General features: G+C 73.1%; 10 protein-coding genes. All 10 read right to left on the reverse strand.

All coding sequences use genetic code 11. The features are described from left to right. Positions 1-80 precede the first annotated feature (80 nt). Positions 81-2,186 (reverse strand): elongation factor G, encoded by a 2,106-nt coding sequence (gene fusA / locus RM540_RS08130; RefSeq protein ID WP_311663055.1) that lies wholly within the window; start codon positions 2,184-2,186, stop codon positions 81-83. A 47-nt stretch (positions 2,187-2,233) separates the two neighbouring features. Continuing rightward, entirely contained in the window at positions 2,234-2,707 is a 474-nt protein-coding gene (gene rpsG / locus RM540_RS08135) for a 30S ribosomal protein S7 (protein ID WP_311663056.1), read from the reverse strand. A 146-nt stretch (positions 2,708-2,853) separates the two neighbouring features. Further along, on the reverse strand, positions 2,854-3,228 hold the full coding sequence (rpsL, locus tag RM540_RS08140; RefSeq protein WP_311663057.1) for a 30S ribosomal protein S12: 375 nt from the start codon (positions 3,226-3,228) through the stop codon (positions 2,854-2,856). A gap of 462 nt (positions 3,229-3,690) precedes the next feature. Continuing rightward, entirely contained in the window at positions 3,691-5,871 is a 2,181-nt protein-coding gene (gene ftsH, locus RM540_RS08145) for an ATP-dependent zinc metalloprotease FtsH (protein ID WP_409945629.1), read from the reverse strand. Between the two features lie 188 nt (positions 5,872-6,059). Then, entirely contained in the window at positions 6,060-9,176 is a 3,117-nt protein-coding gene (locus RM540_RS08150; RefSeq protein ID WP_311663058.1) for a tetratricopeptide repeat protein, read from the reverse strand. A gap of 342 nt (positions 9,177-9,518) precedes the next feature. After that, positions 9,519-10,790 carry a tyrosine--tRNA ligase gene (gene tyrS, locus RM540_RS08155; protein ID WP_311663059.1) on the reverse strand — a complete coding sequence of 424 codons (1,272 nt, stop codon included), beginning with the start codon at positions 10,788-10,790 and terminating at the stop codon, positions 9,519-9,521. Between the two features lie 200 nt (positions 10,791-10,990). Then, positions 10,991-12,112: a pyridoxal phosphate-dependent aminotransferase gene (locus RM540_RS08160; protein WP_311663060.1), complete on the reverse strand. Its 1,122-nt coding sequence runs from the start codon at positions 12,110-12,112 to the stop codon at positions 10,991-10,993. Between the two features lie 50 nt (positions 12,113-12,162). Beyond that, a complete protein-coding gene (gene hisD, locus RM540_RS08165; protein WP_409945961.1) occupies positions 12,163-13,485 on the reverse strand; it encodes a histidinol dehydrogenase in 1,323 nt (440 codons plus the stop codon). Positions 13,486-13,635: 150 nt separating this feature from the next. Then, positions 13,636-16,668, reverse strand: a complete 3,033-nt coding sequence (uvrA, locus tag RM540_RS08170) for an excinuclease ABC subunit UvrA (RefSeq protein ID WP_311663062.1) — start codon at positions 16,666-16,668, stop codon at positions 13,636-13,638. Between the two features lie 462 nt (positions 16,669-17,130). Beyond that, entirely contained in the window at positions 17,131-18,285 is a 1,155-nt protein-coding gene (locus tag RM540_RS08175) for an MBL fold metallo-hydrolase (RefSeq protein WP_311663063.1), read from the reverse strand. Between the last annotated feature and the right edge of the window lie 107 nt (positions 18,286-18,392).

Raw genomic sequence — 18,392 nt, forward strand, 5'->3', positions numbered from 1 at the left:
ATTCTCGTGGTCTGAGTGGTGTGCTGTCTAAATGTGGTAGGCGGGGCGGGGCGGCCTGAGCCACCCCGCCCCCGCGTGCGCTAAGCCGCGGCGGCCTCCTTGGTGCTGGCCGAGATCTCCTCGGCGATGGACTTCGGCACCTCCTTGTAGTGGTCGAACTGCATCGAGTAGATGGCCCGGCCCTGCGTGTTGCTCCGGAGGTCGGTCGAGTACCCGAACATCTCGCTCAGCGGCACCATCGCGTCGATGACCTGCGCGTCGTTGCGCTGGCCCATGCCGTCGATCTGGCCGCGGCGGCTGTTGAGGTCGCCGATCACCTCGCCCATGTACTCTTCGGGCGTGATGACCTCGACCTTCATGACCGGCTCCATGATGACGGGGCTCGCGCGGCGCGTGGCCTCGCGGAACGCCATGCGCCCGGCGATCTCGAACGAGAGCTGGTCGGAGTCGACGTTGTGGAACTTGCCGTCGTAGAGCCGGGCCTTGATGCCCTCGATGGGATAGCCGGCGAGCGGACCCTGGTCGAGCGCGCTCTCGATCCCCTTCTGGACCGACGAGATAAACTCGCGCGGGATGGACCCGCCCTTGATCTCGTCGATGAACTCGAGGCCGACGCCGCCCTCCTCCATCGGCGAGAACTCGATCTCGACGTGGGCGAACTGGCCGCGGCCGCCCGACTGCTTCTTGTGCGTGTAGGTGTGGTCGACCGACTTGCGGATGGCCTCGCGGTACGACACCTGCGGGGCGCCCACGTTGGCCTCGACCTTGAACTCGCGCTTGAGGCGGTCGACGATGATCTCGAGGTGGAGCTCACCCATGCCCGCGATAAGCGTCTGGCCCGTCTCGTCGTCCGACGACACCTTGAAGGTCGGGTCCTCCTCGGCGAGCTTCTGGAGCCCGACGCCGAGCTTGTCGATGTCGGCCTTCGTCTTGGGCTCGATGGCAATCTTGATCACGGGCTCCGGGAAGTCCATCGCCTCCAGGACGACCGGGTGGTCCGGATCCGTCAGCGTGTCGCCGGTGCGCGTGTCCTTCAAGCCCACGATCGCGCAGATGTCGCCGGCCTTGACCTGGTCGACATCCTCGCGCGTGTTGGCGTGCATGAACAGGAGCCGCCCCGCCCGCTCCTTCTTCTCGGAGGTCGCGTTGAGGAGCGCCTCACCCTTGTTGAGCGTGCCGGAGTAGACGCGCGAGAACGTGATCCGGCCGACGTAGGGGTCGGTCGCGATCTTGAAGGCGATCGCCGCAAACGGACCGTCGGGGTCCGCCTCGCGCGTCACGATGTCCTCGGTCCGCGGCTTGTGGCCGGAGATCGGTGGCACGTCGTTCGGCGACGGGAGGTAGTCGACGACGCCGTCGAGGAGCCGCTGAACGCCCTTGTTCTTGAACGCCGAGCCGCAGAAGACCGGCGTGATGTCCATCGAGATCGTCGCCTTGCGGACGGTGGCCTTGATGTCGTCGACGGGGATGTCCTCGCCTTCGAGGTACATCATGAGGAGCTCGTCGTTGTGCTCGGCGATGGCCTCAAGGAGCGCGATCCGGGCCTTCTTGGCGGTCGGCTTCAGGTCCTCGGGGATCTCGACCTCGTCCCACGTCGCGCCCTGCGTCGTGTCGTCGAACACGATGGCCTTGTTCGCGATGAGGTCGATGACCCCCTGGAACATCTCGCCGTCGCCGATCGGGATCTGGACGGGGACGGCGTTCGCGCCGAGCCGGTCCTTCATCATCTGGACCGCGTTCTCGAAGTTGGCCCCCGTCCGGTCCATCTTGTTGACGAACGCGATGCGCGGCACGTTGTACTTGTTCATCTGCCGCCAGACCGTCTCGGACTGCGGCTCCACCCCGCCCACGGAGCAGAACAGCGCGATCGCGCCGTCGAGCACGCGGAGCGAGCGCTCGACCTCGACCGTGAAGTCGACGTGGCCGGGCGTGTCGATGATGTTGATCCGGTGGTCGTCCCACTCGGCCGTCGTCGCGGCCGACGTGATCGTGATGCCGCGCTCCTTCTCCTGCTCCATCCAGTCCATCGTGGCGCCGCCCTCGTGGACCTCGCCGATCCGGTGGGTTTTGCCGGTGTAGTAGAGGATGCGCTCGGTCGTCGTCGTCTTGCCCGCGTCGATGTGGGCCGAGATCCCGATGTTGCGGGTCTGGTCGAGCGAGAAGGTTTTGCCGGTGAGGTCAGCCATGTCTGGGGGATGCTGGGCGCGCCCGGGCGGGGCGGGGCCGGTGAGAGCTAGCGGTAGCGGGCGAAGTGTGCAAACGCCTTGTTCGCCTCGGCCATGCGGTGCGTGTCGTCCTTCTTCTTAACCGCACCGCCTTCTCCGCGGCTGGCGGCGATGAGCTCGGCGGCGAGCCGGTTGGCCATCGACTTGTCGGCCCGCTGGCGGGCGTACTGGAGCAGCCACCGGAACGCGAGCGACGTGCGCCGCTCGGGGCGGACCTCGATGGGCACCTGGTAGGTGGCGCCGCCGACGCGGCGGCTGCGGACCTCGACGAGCGGGGCGGCGTTCGTGAGCGCCTTGCGGAACACCTCGACGCCGGGCTCGCCGGTCCGGTCCTCGATCAGGTCGAACGACCCGTAGACGAGGCCCTGGGCCACGGACTTTTTGCCGTCGCGCATGACGGCGGCCACGAACTTGGCGACGGTGACGTCGCCGTAGATCGGGTCGGGGATCGGGATCCGCTTGTCGGCTTGCTTTCTACGCATGGGGAGTCAGAAATGCAGGAGCAGGGGCGGGGCGGCCAGACACGGCGGCCCCGGCGATGCGGGGGCGGGGCGGGGCGGCGAGAGGCCGCGCCCAGGGGCGAGACGTGACGGGCGGGGCGGCCTGTCCGAGGCGCCCCGACGGCCGCCTACGCCTTCGGCTTCTTGGCGCCGTACTTCGAGCGGCTCTTGCGACGGTCGGCGACGCCGGCCGTGTCGAGCGCGCCGCGCACGATGTGGTACTTGACGCCCGGGAGGTCCTTGGCACCGCCGCCGCGGACGAGGACGATCGAGTGCTCCTGGAGGTTGTGACCCTCGCCGGGGATGTAGGCGATGACCTCGTACCCGTTCGTGAGCCGGACCTTGGCCACCTTGCGGAGGGCCGAGTTCGGCTTTTTCGGGGTCGTCGTGTAGACGCGCGTGCAGACGCCGCGGCGCTGCGGGTTGCCCTGGAGAGCAATCGACCCGGAGGTCTTGCGCTTCGGGGTCCGTCCCTTGCGGACGAGCTGGTTGATCGTAGGCACTGCGGTGCGGCGTGTTCGTGGTCGGGGGCGCGGCTGCGGTGCCGGCGCGGTCGGACAACCTACTCATTTGGCACGGCCACCTGCAACGCAGGACCACTCCGCCCGGGCTCCAGAAGCGCGCGACAGGCCCGGAAACGCGCCAAGCTTGCATGAACAAGTTTATGTGGTCTAAACCAGTAGACCGCGTTTCTCATTTCCTCCACCCCGCCCACCTGTGCGCGGGCGGGGTGGAGATGGGAGCTGCGGCGGTGGTCCGCTTCCCGGCGGGCTTCCACGGCCGCGACGACCTCGCGGGTACAAGCCAACACCTCCGCGGCTAGCGCTTCGACATCATCCCACCCCGCCCTGTCCAGCGTGTGGAGCGGGAGCCGGGCTAGCGTCTCGGACGAGAACCCAAAGAGGAAGTGCGCCGGCTCTCCAGCGCCTGGGCGCCTCGGACTTCGGCAGCCGCAGACGGAGCGATCACACCTGCGGCGGCCGCCCCGCCCCGCCCACGGGGCCGGGCTCCTGCGAGGCGCCGTCGCCCCCCGTCTCCGCCCCGCCCATGCGCGGCGACGGGCCGAGCGGGGTGGGCGCGTCCGAGAGGCCGTCGCCCTCGCCCGCGAGCGGGGCGGCCGGACCGTCCGGGGGCGCGTTGACCGGCTCGCCCTCGGCCGTCACGCCGGGCTCGTGCTCCGGCCGCTTGTACGGCCGCGGCCCGAGCACCTCGCGGAGGTCGTTCTCATTGAGCACCTCCTTTTCGAGGAGCGCCTGCGCGAGCTGCTCCAGCTTGTCCATCCGCTCGGTGAGCACCTCGCGCGTCTGCTGGCGGACGTCGCCGATGATCCGCTTGACCTCCAGGTCGATCTTCCGGGCCGTCTCGTCCGAGTACGGCTTGTCGAACTGGGGCTGGTCGGTCTTGCCCGAGAGGTTGAACGAGACGTAGCCGATCTCCTCCGACATCCCGTAGTCCACGACCATGGCGTAGGCCATCATCGTGATCTTCTCCAGGTCGTTCTGGGCGCCCGTCGTGATGCGGCCGAAGATGAGCTCCTCGGCCACGCGCCCGCCCATCGTCATCACCATGCGGTCGACGAGCGCCTCGGTCGTGTACAGGTAGCGCTCCTCGGGAAGCGACTGCGCGTAGCCCAGCGCGGCCATCCCGCGCGGGACGATCGACACCTTGACCACGGGGTCGGTGAACTCGCGGAACCACCCCGCCACGGCGTGGCCGGCCTCGTGGTAGGCGACGATCTCCTTTTCCTCGGGGCTGATGAGCTTGTTCTTTTTCTCCAACCCGCCGATCACGCGATCGATCGCGCGCTCGAAGTCGATCATCTCGATCGCGTCCTTGCCGTCGCGGGCGGCCAGGAGGGCCGCCTCGTTGCAGACGTTGGCGATCTCGGCGCCGGCAAAGCCGGGCGTCTGGCCGGCCAGGAGGTCCGTGTCGAGGTCCGGGGCGAGCGTGAGGTTCGCGGTGTGGACCTTGAAGATGGCCGCCCGCTCGCGGCGGTCGGGGCGGTCGATGAGGATCTGGCGGTCGAACCGGCCGGGCCGAAGGAGGGCCGAGTCCAGCGTGTCGGGCCGGTTGGTGGCCGCCATCAGGATGACGCCCTTGTCCGTGTTGAACCCGTCCATCTCGACGAGCAGCTGGTTGAGCGTGTTTTCGCGCTCGTCGTTGCCGCCCATGATCGCGCCCCGCCCACGGCTGCGGCCGACGGCGTCGATCTCGTCGATAAAGATGATGCACGGCGCCTTCTCCTTGGCCTGCTTGAACAGGTCGCGCACGCGGGCCGCGCCCACGCCGACGAACATCTCGACGAAGTCGGAGCCCGAGAGCGAGAAGAACGGGACCTGCGCCTCGCCGGCCACGGCCTTGGCGAGCAGCGTCTTGCCCGTCCCCGGGGGGCCGACGAGGAGAACGCCCTTGGGGAGCTTGCCGCCCAGCTTCGTGAACCGCTGCGGGTTCTTGAGGAACTGGACCACCTCCTCGACCTCCTCCTTGGCCTCGTCCAAGCCGGCTACGTCGGCGAACGTGATGGGGGCGCCCTCGGTCTGGTCGAAGAGCGTCGCCTTGTTTTTGCCGATGTTCAGGACCTGCTGGCCCGGCCCGCCCATGCGGCGCAGGATGAAGATCCAGAACACGGCGAGCAGGCCCAGCAGGAGCACCCACGAGAGGATGCCGCTCCACACGCTCGACGTGTAGTCGGCCGTGAACTCGATAGGCGTCTCGCCGGCGGCCACCCGCTGCTCGTTGATGGTCTGGACGAACTCCGTCAGGTCGTGGTCGGCCGGCTTCGTGGTGCGGAAGCGGCGGCCGGCGTCGGCGTCGGCCGTGCGGCCGAACGAGGGCTCGGGCGCGGCGACCTCGACGCGTCCCGCCTCGACGGCCTCTTCGGTGTAGGCGCCGCGGATGTCGGTTCGGTCCTGGACCTCGAACGAGGCGATGTCGCCCTCCTGGAGCTCCTCCAGGAACGCCGAGTACTCGACCTCGGACGACGCCGCCCCGCCCGAGAGGAACGTCTGGACGGCGAGGAGGAGGAGCGCGACCAGGACGAACAGGTAGAACGTCCCCAGCGACAGCTTGGGCTTTTTGTTCTTGTCGTTCTTGCGGCCGGACTGTCCGTCGCGGGGGTTGCCGGGCTTGGGGGTCGGCGTGGCCATGAAGCGGGTGGGGGAGGCGCCCGCGTCGGGGGGCGCGTGGGACGCTCGACGGCCCCTGGCGCGGCGTCGGAGTCCAAGGCAAAGGCTAGGCCGTACCCGGCCTATAGGGGGAGGTTCCGGCAGCCGGCGCGGGTCCAGGAGCCCTGCCACAGGCCCGGCGCGTGCCGGCGCCGTCCTGTAACGCGGAGCTAGGGGCGCAAGTCTCCCGCCCCGCCCTCGTCCCGTGGAACGACCGAGAAGTCGTCCAGCTCGACGACCTCGGCCCCCTCCTGCGCCCACGGCGGGAGCGCGTCGCGCGCGGCCTCGGCCGCCCCGGCGGTCTCGAACTGGCCGACGACCACATAAAAGGCGTCGCCGTCGGTGACGGTGGCGGCGCGGAAGCCGCCGCGCCTCAGCCCGCGCTCCAAAGCCGCGCCCTCCGTCGCGACGGAGAGCGTGCGGAGTCGGAGCGCCACCCCGCCCGCCGCCGGGTCGATGGGCGCCGTCCCCCGCAGTTCGGGCAGTGCCTCGCCGGCGTCCTCGGGCGGGGAGGCGTCCGTCGGCTCCTCGTCCGCGACAGGCTCCTCGTCCTCGAAGGGCTCTACCGCCGGCGCGCCGTCCACGGCGGCGGGCGGGGCGGCGGCGGGGAGCGGACCGGCGGGCGGATCGCCCGCGGGCGGGGCGGACAGCGCGTCCTGCATGGCCTGGGCGCGCTCGGCGTAGACGGTCCGCGGGTAGAGCGCGACGATGGCGCGAAGGTGGTCGCGGAGCGTGAACGAGGAGCCGGATGGGTCCACCCCGCCCCGCCCGCTGCCCACGGGGGGCGGGGCGGGGACGATCGCGGGCGGGGCGGTGTCCCGTGGGCGCTCGGCGGGCGGCGCGAGCGGCTCGGGCACGGTGAGCGAGTCGGCGGCCCGGCGCTGCGGGCGGAGCCGGGCTTCGGGCTCCTCTCCGCCCACGGGCGCGGGCGCCTCGGCAACGGCGGGAATGTCGGCGAACGGGCGCTCCTCGTCGGCCGGGTCCGGCTCGTCCTCGAATCCGGGCTCCGGCTCGAAGCTTGATCTGTCGTTGTCCTCTCGCTCGTCCTCGAACGGGGCGGGGCGGGGCGGGGCATCCGGCGCGCGCGGCGCGCGGCGGAGGACGGGCGAGACGAGGTCAGCCGGGAGCGGGCCGGTGAGAAGGGCGGCGTCGCCGTCGGCCCAGGTGGCGATGGCGGCGGCGGCGGCGAGGTAGGCCCGGGCCGCCGAGGCGCTATCCGGGTCGGCGTCGGCGAGGGCGACGAACGCAGCGGCCGCCTCGCGCGGCGCCCCGTCCCGCCACTGCGCCCGGGCCGCGTCGTAGGCGGCCGACGTCTCGGCGGCCGTCCGCAGCGTGGGGGCGGGGCGGTCGTCCTCCAGGCCCAGCCGCACGCGCGAGGCGCGCGCCAAGTCCGACGTCGGGGCGGCGGCGATGACCTCCTCGTAGAGCGGCCGGGCCGCGTCCTCCCGCCCCGCCCCCCGCTCGATCTCGGCGAGCGCGTACCGGGCGCGGACGGCCGTGGGGAGGTCGGGCGTCTCGGTGAGGATGGCGCGGTACAGCGCCGCGGCGGTGTCGGCGCGACCGGCCGAGAGGAAAAAGGCGTTGGCGAGCTCGTAGCGGAGCTGGGCCAGCTCGGTGTTGAGCTCCTGGAGCTTTGCGAGCGTCCGCGGAACGCGCGCGATGTCGAGCGGCGGCGGCCCCTGCCCCAGCGTCGTCCGCGGCCCGGCGATGTTGTCGGCGACGCCGCCGACGTCGGACGCGAGCGCCGTCGCGCGGACGTCGGACAGGCGGCGCCAGTTGGGGACGAGCGGGCGGCTCCCCCACCGCTGCTCGAAGGCGACGAGGCCGGCCTGGATCGTGCCCGGGTTCCGGTAGGAGAGGAACCCGACGTCCGCCCCGCCCACCGGCGCCTGCGCGACCGCGGGGCCTCCGGGGGAGTCGCCCTCGAAGCGGGTGCCCTCGCCCGAAAACGCCTGGGCTGCCCGCTCCGCTTCGAGCCGCCGCTGCTGGTCCTGGAACACGCGGAGGCGTTCGGCCTCGATGGACTCGATGCGGGCGGCGAACGCGTCGTCGGAGAGGGCGCCGAGGGCCAGGAGAGAATCCGCCTCGCTCACGCGGCGGGCCGTTTCGGCGAGCGCCGCGTAGGTCCGCGCCTGCTGGCCGATCCCGACCACGGCCGCCCGCGACGGTCGGACCTCGAGGGGCGGCTCGCGGAGGGCCGTCGCCGCCGTGTCGAAGTGAGCCGAGGCGCGGACGTAGTCGTCGAGCGCGTCGCGATAGAACTCTCCCAGCCGGTAGTGCGCCTCGCCGCGGACGCGCTGCCCGTCGAGGTCGGGGTCGTAGAGGACGTCGCGGAACCGGGCCTCGGCCGCCGCCGTGCGGCCCGCCGCCGCGAGCAGCCGGGCGCGGACGAGGGCGAGCTCGCCCCGGCGCTCGTAGAACTTGTCGTCCCCCTCCATGCGGTCGACCAGGGCGAGCGCCTCGTCGGTCTTTCCGGCGTCGAGGCCCACGACGAGCGCGCGGCTCACGGCCGCCGCGTAGCCCAGCTCGAACGCGGGCTGCTGGTCGAGGGCCGCCGTGTACGCCTCGGCCGCTCGGTCGTACCGCTCCGCGTACTCCTCGACCTGCCCGAGGAGGACGTAGGCCCGCGCGGCGAGGTCGCCGTCGTCGACCTCGGCCGCCCCCTCGCGGAGCACCTCGGCGGCCTCGTCCCACCGCCCCGCCAGCGCGTACAGCTCGCCCAGCGCGAGCCGCATCCGCGGGCGCCACCGGCGGTCGACGTCGTCGCGGGCCAGCCCGTCCTGGAGCACGGCCACGCCCTCGTCGTAGCGCTCGGTCGCCGCGTAGGTCCGCCCGAGCCAGAACTGGGCCTCGTCGCCCAGCCGGCGGTCGCCGGTCGCCTGCGCGGCGGCGGCCGTCTCCTCGAACTTCTGCTCGGCCCCGGCAAAGTTGCGCTGGTAGAAGTACGCCTTCCCGATGACGAGGAGCGCGTCGTCGGCCCACTTCGACGTGGGCCGGTCGCGGAGCAGGTCGGCGCTCTTCTCGACGGCGTCCTCGAACGGCCCGCCGCCCGCCCCGCCCGCGGCCACGACGGGGAACACGCGGAGCAGCTCGGTGCGGTCGACGACCGCGGCGTCGTTTTGGAGCGCCTCCTCCCCCTCCTCCAGGCTCCGCGAGGCGTTGTAGTACGTGTTGTAGAACGCCCGGAAGTTGTTGTAGCGGTTGCCCAGGGCCGTCCCCGGCCGGCACCCGGGGGCGGCGAGGAGCACGCCCGCGAGGGCAATGACGGCGAGGGCGGGGCGGCGCACGGTCCGGGGCGGCTAGAGGAGTCTCAACGCGGCAGGCCGCTCATGCAGAACCGGGGGCGGGGCGGCCAGGATACGGCCCGGCCTCGGGCGGGGCCGGTCAAACGGGACCGCCCCGCCCGGGCGTGTGCCGAGCGGGCAGCGGCGCCACCCCGCCCACGCCGAGGGCGGGGCGGCTGCCGTAGCGGCGTTGCATGCAACGCCGTCGGGCGGTGCCGTCAGGTGACGCGCGGCCGTAGGGACGACCGCCGGTCGCCCACGTGGGCGGGGCGACGCCGGGCGGGGTGGCGCGGGGCGGCGGCGACAGACCACCCCGCCCCCGACGGCCCGCGCGCCCGCCCCGCCCTACCGCTCCAGGCGAACGAGCGCGTACGACTTTTTCCCCTTCCGCAGCACGACGACCGCCCCGCCCACGGCGTCGGACGCGGTCACGGCGGCGGCGGCCTCGACCGGCTCGTCGTTCACGCGGAGGCCGCCGCCGCGCGCGAGCCGCTTGGCCTCGCCCTTCGAGGCCGCCAACCCGGCCTCGACGAACAGGTCCACGACCGGGACGCCGTCGCCCTCGAACCGGGCGGCCGGGAGCGCGACCGACGGGGCCTCCTCGAACACCTCGCCCAGCGTCTTTGCGTCGAGCGACGTGATGTCGCCGTCGCCGAACAGGACGCGGCCCGCCCGCTCGGCAGCCTCGGCGGCCTCGGCGCCGTGGACCATCGTGGTCACCTCGCGGGCGAGGGCACGCTGGGCGGGGCGGGCGCGGGGGGCTGCCTCGGCCTCAGCCGCGAGCGCCTCGACCTCGTCCGGGCCGAGCCACGTGAACGCCTTGAGATAGCCGACGGCGTCGCGGTCGTCGGTGTTCAGCCAGAACTGGTAGAACTGGTACGGCGACGTCCGCTCCGGGTCGAGCCAGACCGCCCCGCCCTCCGTCTTCCCGAACTTGGTCCCGGCCGCGTTCGTCACGAGCGGCATCACGAGCCCGTGCCCCTGCCCACCTGCCGCGCGGCGGATGAGGTCGGCGCCGGCCGTGATGTTGCCCCACTGGTCGCTCCCGCCGATCTGGACCGTCACGCCGTCGCGCTGGTACTGGACGAGAAAGTCGTAGGCCTGGAGGAGCTGGTAGCTGAACTCGGTGAACGACAGGCCCTGCTCGCTCTCCAGCCGGCTCCGCACGGACTCCTTCGCCGTCATGGCGTTGACCGTGAAGTGCTTGCCCACGTCGCGGAGGAAGTCGAGCAGCCCCGCCCCGCCCAGCCAGTCCAGGTTGTTCGCCATCCGCGCCGCGTTCGGGCCGTCGAAGTCGAGGAACCGTTCGAGCTGGCCGCGGATGCCGGCGGCGTTCGCCTCGACGTCGTCGCGCGTCTGGAGCGTCCGCTCGGCGCGCTTGCCCGAGGGGTCGCCGATGAGGCCGGTCCCGCCGCCGACGAGGGCGACCGGCCGGTGCCCCGCCCGCTGGAGCCGCGCGAGCCCCAGCGCCGGCAGGAGGTGCCCAACGTGGAGGCTGTCGGCCGTCGGGTCGAACCCGCAGTAGGCCGTCCGCACGCCGCCGGCGAGGTGGTCGGCGAGGTCCGGCGTCTGGTCGTAGAGCAGGCCGCGCCAGGCGAGGTCGTCGAGAAGGGTCATGGGGAACGCTGAATGATGAACGCTGAACGACGAAGGGCTGGGGCCAACCGCCCCGCCCGGCGGGACCGGGTGCGTCGGGGCGACCGGCGGTCGCCCGATCCGTTCACGCGGGCGGGGCGGCCGCGTGTGCGGGCGGGGTGGTAGACCGGGACGAACGCGCCGCGCCGCCCACGGCGAGTGGGCTCGTCAGCTTGTGCCCGTCACGCGTCGCCCGCGGCCACGCCCTCGGCCTCCAGGACGGCGGCGAGGGCGTCCTGGAACGCCCGGTTCTCGCTAGCGGTGCCGACCGATGCGCGCGCCCAGCCGGGGCGCCCGTCGCGGCCCGCGAGGGCGGGGTAGCCCGTCACGTTGCGGACGAGCACGCCCCGCTCGGCCATCCGCGCGATGAGGTCGGGGACTGCGAGCGGCGTGCGGAAGAGGAAAAAGTTGGCGGCGCCCGGGAGCACCTCGACGCCGTCCAACCGCCCCGCCCACGCCTCCAGGCGCGCGCGCTCGGCCTTCATCTCGGCCACGCGCTCGGCTACGAGGTCGGCGTGGTCGAGGGCGGCCAGGCCGATCGCCTCGCCCAGACGGTCGATGAGGAACGGCACGCGGGACTTCTCGATCTCGGCGATAAGGGCGGGGTGGCCCGCCATCATGCCTAAGCGGACGCCCGCGAGCCCGAGCGCCTTCGAGAACGTCCGCAGGACGAGCACGTTGGCGTGGTCCTTCAGCAGGTCGGTGGCCGTCGGGCCGTCGAGGAACTCGTGGTACGCCTCGTCGATGACGAGCACGCCGGGGACGCCGGCTGCCAGCCGCTCCAGGTCGGCGTGGGCGATCGCCTGCCCCGTCGGGTTGTTCGGCGTGGTCACGACCGTGAGCGGGGCGGACGTCCGCTGCGCGGCCTCCAGGATGGCGTCCGGGTCGTGCCGCAGGTCCGGGCCGGCGGGGACGTCCACGATGTCGGCCGCGTGCATCCGGGCGACGCTCGCGTAGAGCGCGAACATCGGGCTTGGGAGCACGACCGGCGTCCCGCGGTCGAGGAAGCACAGGGCCAGCGTCTGCGCGAGCTCGTTCGATCCCCGCCCGACGATGACGCTGCCCTCGGGGAGCCCGTTCTGCGCCTCCAGCGCCGCGACCAGCCGGTGCGGCCGGTCGTCGGGGTAGCGGTTCCACGGCGACTCGCCAAAGTGGTCGAGCGCGGCCCGCTTCATCTCGTCGGGGAGGTCGTACGGGCTCTCGTTCTGGTCCAGCTTGGCCGCCGCCTCTACGGTCGTGGGCACGCGGTACACCGTCTCGGCACGGACGGCGGGGCGGACGAGATCAACGGGCGGGGTGGGCATCGGGGTGGGGGTACAGGGTGCGGGGTACCGGGTACAGGTGGAGAGTGGCGCTACGCTTCGGCGGCCGTACCTCGTACCTCGTACCCCGTACCTGGATCGAGCCGCAAGCGAACGGCGAGGGCGTGGGCGTCGAGCCCTTCGGCTTCGGCGAGGCGGGCGATGGCCTCGCCGGTCTGCGCCAGGCGCGCGGCCGAGTAGCGGAGCACGGACTGCCGGCGCAGGAACACGCCCACGCCGAGCGCCGACGCGAACCGGGCCGTGCCGCCGGTCGGGAGCACGTGGTTGGGGCCGGCGAAGTAGTCGCCGACGGGCTCGGGCGAGTGCGGGCCGAGAAAGACGGCGCCGGCGTGCCGGACCTGCGCCCACAGCGCCTCGGCGTCGTCCGACAGGATGACGAGGTGCTCCGGCGCCAGCTCGTCGACGCACGCGACGGCCTCGTCCATCGTCTCGGTCACGATCGCGGCGCCGTAGGCCGGGACGGACTCGCGGAGCACGTAGGCGCGGGGGAGCGTGGGGACGAGGCGTTCGACCTCGGCCTGGACCGCCTCGGCGAGCGACAGGGACGGCGTGACGAGGACGGCGCTCGCGCGGCCGTCGTGCTCGGCCTGCGCGAGCAGGTCGGCCGCCGCGAACGTCGGGTCCGCGTCGGCGTCGGCCAGCACGACGACCTCGGAGGGGCCGGCGACCGAGTCGATCCCGACCTGCCCGACGACGAGCTTTTTGGCCGTCGCCACATATGCGTTGCCCGGCCCCACGACCACGTCGACGCGCGGGACCGTCTCGGTCCCGAACGCGAGCGCGGCGACGGCCTGCGCCCCGCCCACGGCGTAGACGTGCTCGACGCCGAGGAGCCGCGCCGTCGCCATCACGAGCGGGTGCGGCCGCCCGTCCGGCCCCGGCGGGCTGCACAGGTGGAGCTCGCCGACGCCGGCCACGAGCGCGGGCACGGCGTTCATGACCACGCTCGACGGGAGCGGGGCGGTCCCGGCCGGCACGTAGAGCCCGGCGCGGTCGACCGGCATCACGCGCTGGCCGTACGCCACGCCGTCGCCGTCGTCGCGCATCCACGACGCCGGCATCTCGGCCTCGTGGAACCGGCGGACGTTCGCGGCGGCCGCCTCCAGCGTCTCGCGCAAGCCGGCGTCGAGCGCGTCGAGCGCTGCGTCCAGCTCGTCCGCCGTCGCCTTGAGCGGGGCGGGGCGGACGCCGTCGAACCGCTCGGTCAGGTCCAGGAGCGCCGCGTCGCCCCGCCCGCGCACGTCGTCGAGGATCGCGCGGACGGCGGCCTCGACGGCGTCGTCGAACACGGCGCGCCGGTCGAGCACGGCCGCGAGGCGGTCGCGGCGCTCGGCGTAGGGGACGATCGGGAGCAACGGCATCGAACGAACCTACCGCCCCGCCTGCGGGCGGGGCGCGAGGAGATCGAGGAGAGGGCCGCCACCCCGCCCCGCCCAGACTGCGAGTGGGGCGGTGCGGGCGGGGTGGTCTTGGGCGGGCGGGGCGGTCTCGGGCGCGTCTGCCCGCTACGCCTCCTCCGCCTCCGGCTCGTCCTCCTCTACGTCGTCCGTGTCGTCGTCGTCGTCGCCACTCACGAGCGCGTCGAGGTCGATGGGGCGCACGTCGAGGCCCGCCCCGCCCGCGCGTGCGAGCTCCTCGGCGAGGAACGGGGCCGTCGGGCTGTCGGCGTCCGCGAGCCCTTCGGGCGGACCGGCGTAGAGCAGGTGGCCGCCGCCCGCCCCGCCCTCCGGCCCCAGGTCGAGGACCCAGTCGGCCTGCTTGGCCACGTCCATGTTGTGCTCGATGACGAGCACCGTGTTGCCCTTGTCGACGAGCGCCTGGAGCACGATGAGCAGGTGGCGGACGTCCTCGAAGTGGAGCCCCGTCGTGGGCTCGTCGAGGATGTAGAGCGTCTGGCCCGTGCCCGGCCGCGAGAGCTCCTTCGACAGCTTGATCCGCTGCGCCTCCCCGCCCGAGAGCGTCGTCGCCTGCTGGCCCAGCCGGATGTAGCCCAGGCCGACGGCGTCGAGCGTGCGGAGCTTGCGCGCGATTCGCGGCACGGCGCCCAAAAACTCCAGGGCCTCCGACACCGGCATCTCCAGCACTTCCGCGATGTTCTTGCCCTTGTAGCGGACGGCCAGCGTTTCGGCGTTATAGCGCTGCCCCTTGCACGTCTCGCACTCGACGTAAACGTCGGGGAGGAAGTTCATCTCCAGCTTCACGATGCCGGCCCCCTTGCACGTCTCGCACCGCCCGCCCTTGACGTTGAACGAGAACCGGCCCGGCTTGTAGCCGCGGATCTCGGACTCGGGCAGCCGCGCGAACAGGTCGCGGATGAGCGTGAACAGGCCCGTGTAGGTCGCCGGGTTCGACCGCGGCGTGCGCCCGATCGGGCTCTGGTCGATGACGATCGTCTTGTCCAGGTGCTCCAGGCCCTCGACCTCGCGGTACGGGAGCGGGACGGCCGTCGCGTTGTGGAAGTGCGACGACAGGATCGGGGCGAGCGTCTGGTTGACGAGCGACGACTTGCCCGAGCCGCTCACGCCCGTGACCACGGTCAGCGTGCCCAGCGGGACCTCGACGGTCACGTCCTTGAGGTTGTGGCCGCGCGCGCCCTCCAGCCGCAGCACGTTGCCCGTCCCCGTCCGGCGCTCGCTCGGGGCCGGCGTGGGCACGGCGCGGAGGCCGGAGAGGTAGGCCGTCGTGAGCGACGCGGGCGGGGCGCCGTCGCCCGACACGTCGGCGATCTGGGACGGCGGGCCGGCCGCGAGCAGCTTGCCGCCGAACTCGCCGGCGCCCGGCCCCAGGTCGACCACGAAGTCGGCCGCCTCGATCATCTCGCGGTCGTGCTCGACCACGAGGACGGAGTTGCCCAGGTCGCGGAGCGCCGTCAGCGACGCGATGAGCTTGGCGTTGTCGCGCGGGTGGAGCCCGATGGACGGCTCGTCGAGCACGTAGAGCACGCCCGTCAGCTGCGTCCCGATCTGGGTCGCCAGCCGAATCCGCTGCGACTCCCCGCCCGAGAGCGTGCGGGCGGGGCGGTCGAGCGTGAGGTAGTCCAGGCCGACGTTGAGAAGGAAGTCCAGGCGCTCGCAGATCTCCTTGACGACCGGCCCGCCGATCGTCTCCTGCCGGCCCTCCAGCTCCAGACCCTCGAACCACGCGCGGAGCGCGCGGAGGTCGAGCTGCACGAGGTCCGCGATGCTCTGGTCGCCCTCGTAGGTGTGCGTGTTGCCGATCCGGTAGCTCAGCGACTCCGGCTTGAGGCGGCCGCCGCCGCAGACGCCGCACGGGAGGAGCCGCATGAACGCCTCGGCCCACTGGCGCTGCGTCTTCGATGAGGCGTTGTCCAGCGTGTGCTGGACGTGCCCGTAGACGCCGCCGTAGCGGTGCTGGTAGACGACCTCGCGGCCCTTGTACTTGTAGGCGATGTCGAACTGCTCGTCGCCCGCCCCGCCCAGGAGCACGCCGCGCTGGGCGTCGGTGAGGTCGCGGATGGGCGTCTCGAAGTCGAACCCGTAGACCTCGGCGACGGCGCGGAGCTGGCTAAAGACCCACACGTCCTTGGGCTTGCCCAGCGCCGCCACCCCGCCCTGGGCGATGGTTTTGGCGTCGTCGGGGACCACGAGGCCGGGGTCGATCTCCTTGCGCACGCCCAACCCGTTGCACGCCGGGCACGCGCCGTAGGGGCTGTTGAAGCTGAACGTGTTGGGCGAGGGGTCCTCATAGCTCAGCCCGTCCTCGGGGGCCGTGAGGTGGCGCGAGAACAGGACGTCGCCGGGCTCGACTACCACCCCGCCCGCAGCCGCCCCGCCCCCGCCGTCCGCGGGCGGGGCGGGCACGCGGTCGACCTGGGCGATGAGCGTGCCGCCGCCCATGCCGAGCGCGATCTCGGCCGCCTGCGCCACGCGCGGCCGGATGCCGTCTTTGACGACGAGCCGGTCGACGACGACCTCGACGTCGTGGATCGCGTAGCGGTCGAGCTGCATGCCCTTCTCGATCTCGCGGACCTCGCCGTCGGCGCGGACGCGCGAGAACCCCTGCTTGGCGACTTGCTCGAAGAGGTCGCGGTAGTGCCCTTTTCGCCCGCGCACGACCGGCGCCAGGATCTGCACGCGCGTGCCCTCGGGGAAGGCGGCGATGGCGTCGATGATCTCGTCGTCCGACTGCCGCCGCATGGGCCGGCCCGACTTGTACGAATACGCCTCGGCGGCGCGGGCGTAGAGGAGCCGGAGAAAGTCGTAGATCTCCGTCACCGTGCCGACCGTCGAGCGCGGATTGCGGCTCACGGTCTTCTGCTCGATGGCGATGACCGGCGAGAGCCCGTCGATAAAGTCGACGTCCGGCCGCTCCATGACGCCCAGGAACTGGCGCGCGTAGCTGGAGAGCGACTCCATGTAGCGCCGCTGGCCCTCGGCGTAGATCGTGTCGAACGCGAGCGACGACTTGCCGCTCCCCGACAGGCCGGTCACGACTACGAGCTCGTTGCGGGGGATGTCGAGGTCGACGCCTTGGAGGTTGTGCTCGCGGGCGCCGCGGATCAGGATGCTGTCGTCCACGGGGTTGGGCTGGGCCAGATCGGGGGCTACACGCCGCCCTACCCTGCCGTTCCACCCCGCCCGCCGGGTCCGCTGTCGGGCGGGGCGGGCAGAGCAAGGCGGGCCGGGGGCGGGGCGGCCTGGGAGAACGGGGCGGGGCGGCCCACGAGTACCGCCGCCCGGTGACGACGCTGTGACATCGGCCGGCCCGGCGGGTCCGCCCCACCCGACGCGAGCGGCGCAACGCGCGGGCGGGGCGGCCCGCGGCGTCCGCCCCGCCCCGCCCTCAGGAAGCGGCGCGGTGCACCGCTCTACTCCACGCGGGCGGGGTGGACCAGCGCGAGCGGCGAGCGGACGATGACCGCCCCGCCCTCCGGCGGACACGGCGAGCCGTGTCCCTACGACACGGCCCACCACCCCGCCCGACGCAGGCGGGCCTGCCGGGCGGGGCGGCCTGACCCACCGACTTAATAACTTACTGACCTACCGCCCCACCCCGCTCGACACGACCGGCGCCTCGGCCGCCGTCTGCCAGTCCAACTCCGGCCACCACCGCTCGGGCGGGGGCGGGGCGAACGGGAACACGCTCTCGCCCGGGCGCGGCACCACGATGGGCACGCCGGCGGCGTCCGCGGCCACGAGCGCCCGCTCGACGGGCTCGGTCCACCCGTGGAGCGCGAGGTCGAACGTGCCCCAGTGGACCGGGAGCATGAGCCCGCCGCGGGCGTCCTGGACGGCGCGCACGGCCTGCTCCGGCCCCATGTGGATGTCGGCCCAGAGCGCGTTGTACGCACCGACCTCGACGAGCGTGGCGTCGAACGGCCCGAGCCGCCGGCCGACTTCGGCGAACGCCACTTGGTACCCGCCGTCGCCCGTGACGTAGACGCGGCGGTCGCGTCCCAGGACGGCCCACCCGCACCACAGCGTCCGGTCGCGGTCGCCCAGCGTGCGGCCCGAAAAGTGGCGGGCCGGCGTGGCGACCACGCGGAGCCCGGCGACCGTCGCCTCCTCCCACCAGTCGAGCTCGGTGATCCGATCGGCCGGCACGCCCCACGCCTCCAGGTGCGCGCCGACGCCGAGCGGGACCAGCCACCGCGGCACGCTCGGCACGAGCGCCCGGACGGTCTGCCAGTCGAGGTGGTCGTAGTGGTCGTGTGTGACGAGGACGGCGTCGAGCGAGGGGACCTGGTCGAGCGGGAGCGGCGGCTCGAAAAAGCGCCGGACCCCGAACGCCGCGCCCGGCGACGCCGTCGGGCTCCAGACGGGGTCCGTCAGGAGGCGCGCGCCCTCTACTTCCAGGAGCGCCGTCGAGTGGCCGAGCCACGTCACGCGGAGGTCCTGCGGGGCCGTGAACGAGACGGCGCGGCGGGGCACCGTCGGGACCGCCCCGCCCGGGCGGCGGTCGGCGGCCCGGTCCGTCAGCCACGCCCACGCGGCCCCCAGCGAGGCGCCCACGCGCGTGCCCTCGGGGTTCTGGAACCGGCCGTCCCGCCACTGCGGCGACCGCCGCATCCGGGCGAGCCGCTCGCCCTCGGGCGCGGCCCCGAACACGGGGTGGCGGAGGGCGGCGGCACCGGCGGCGACCGCCCCGCCCGCGAGGGCGGAGCCGACGAGCGTGCGACGAGCGAGAGGCGACATGGGCGGGGCGGTCGTGGAGGGCGGAACGGACCATCCTACGCACGCGGGCGGCGCCGCCCCGCCCAGCAGCGGACTCCACCGATTCTGCGCGGGCGGGGCGGCCAGGT

Source organism: Rubrivirga litoralis (genome assembly GCF_031846415.1).
Taxonomy (GTDB): domain Bacteria; phylum Bacteroidota; class Rhodothermia; order Rhodothermales; family Rubricoccaceae; genus Rubrivirga; species Rubrivirga litoralis.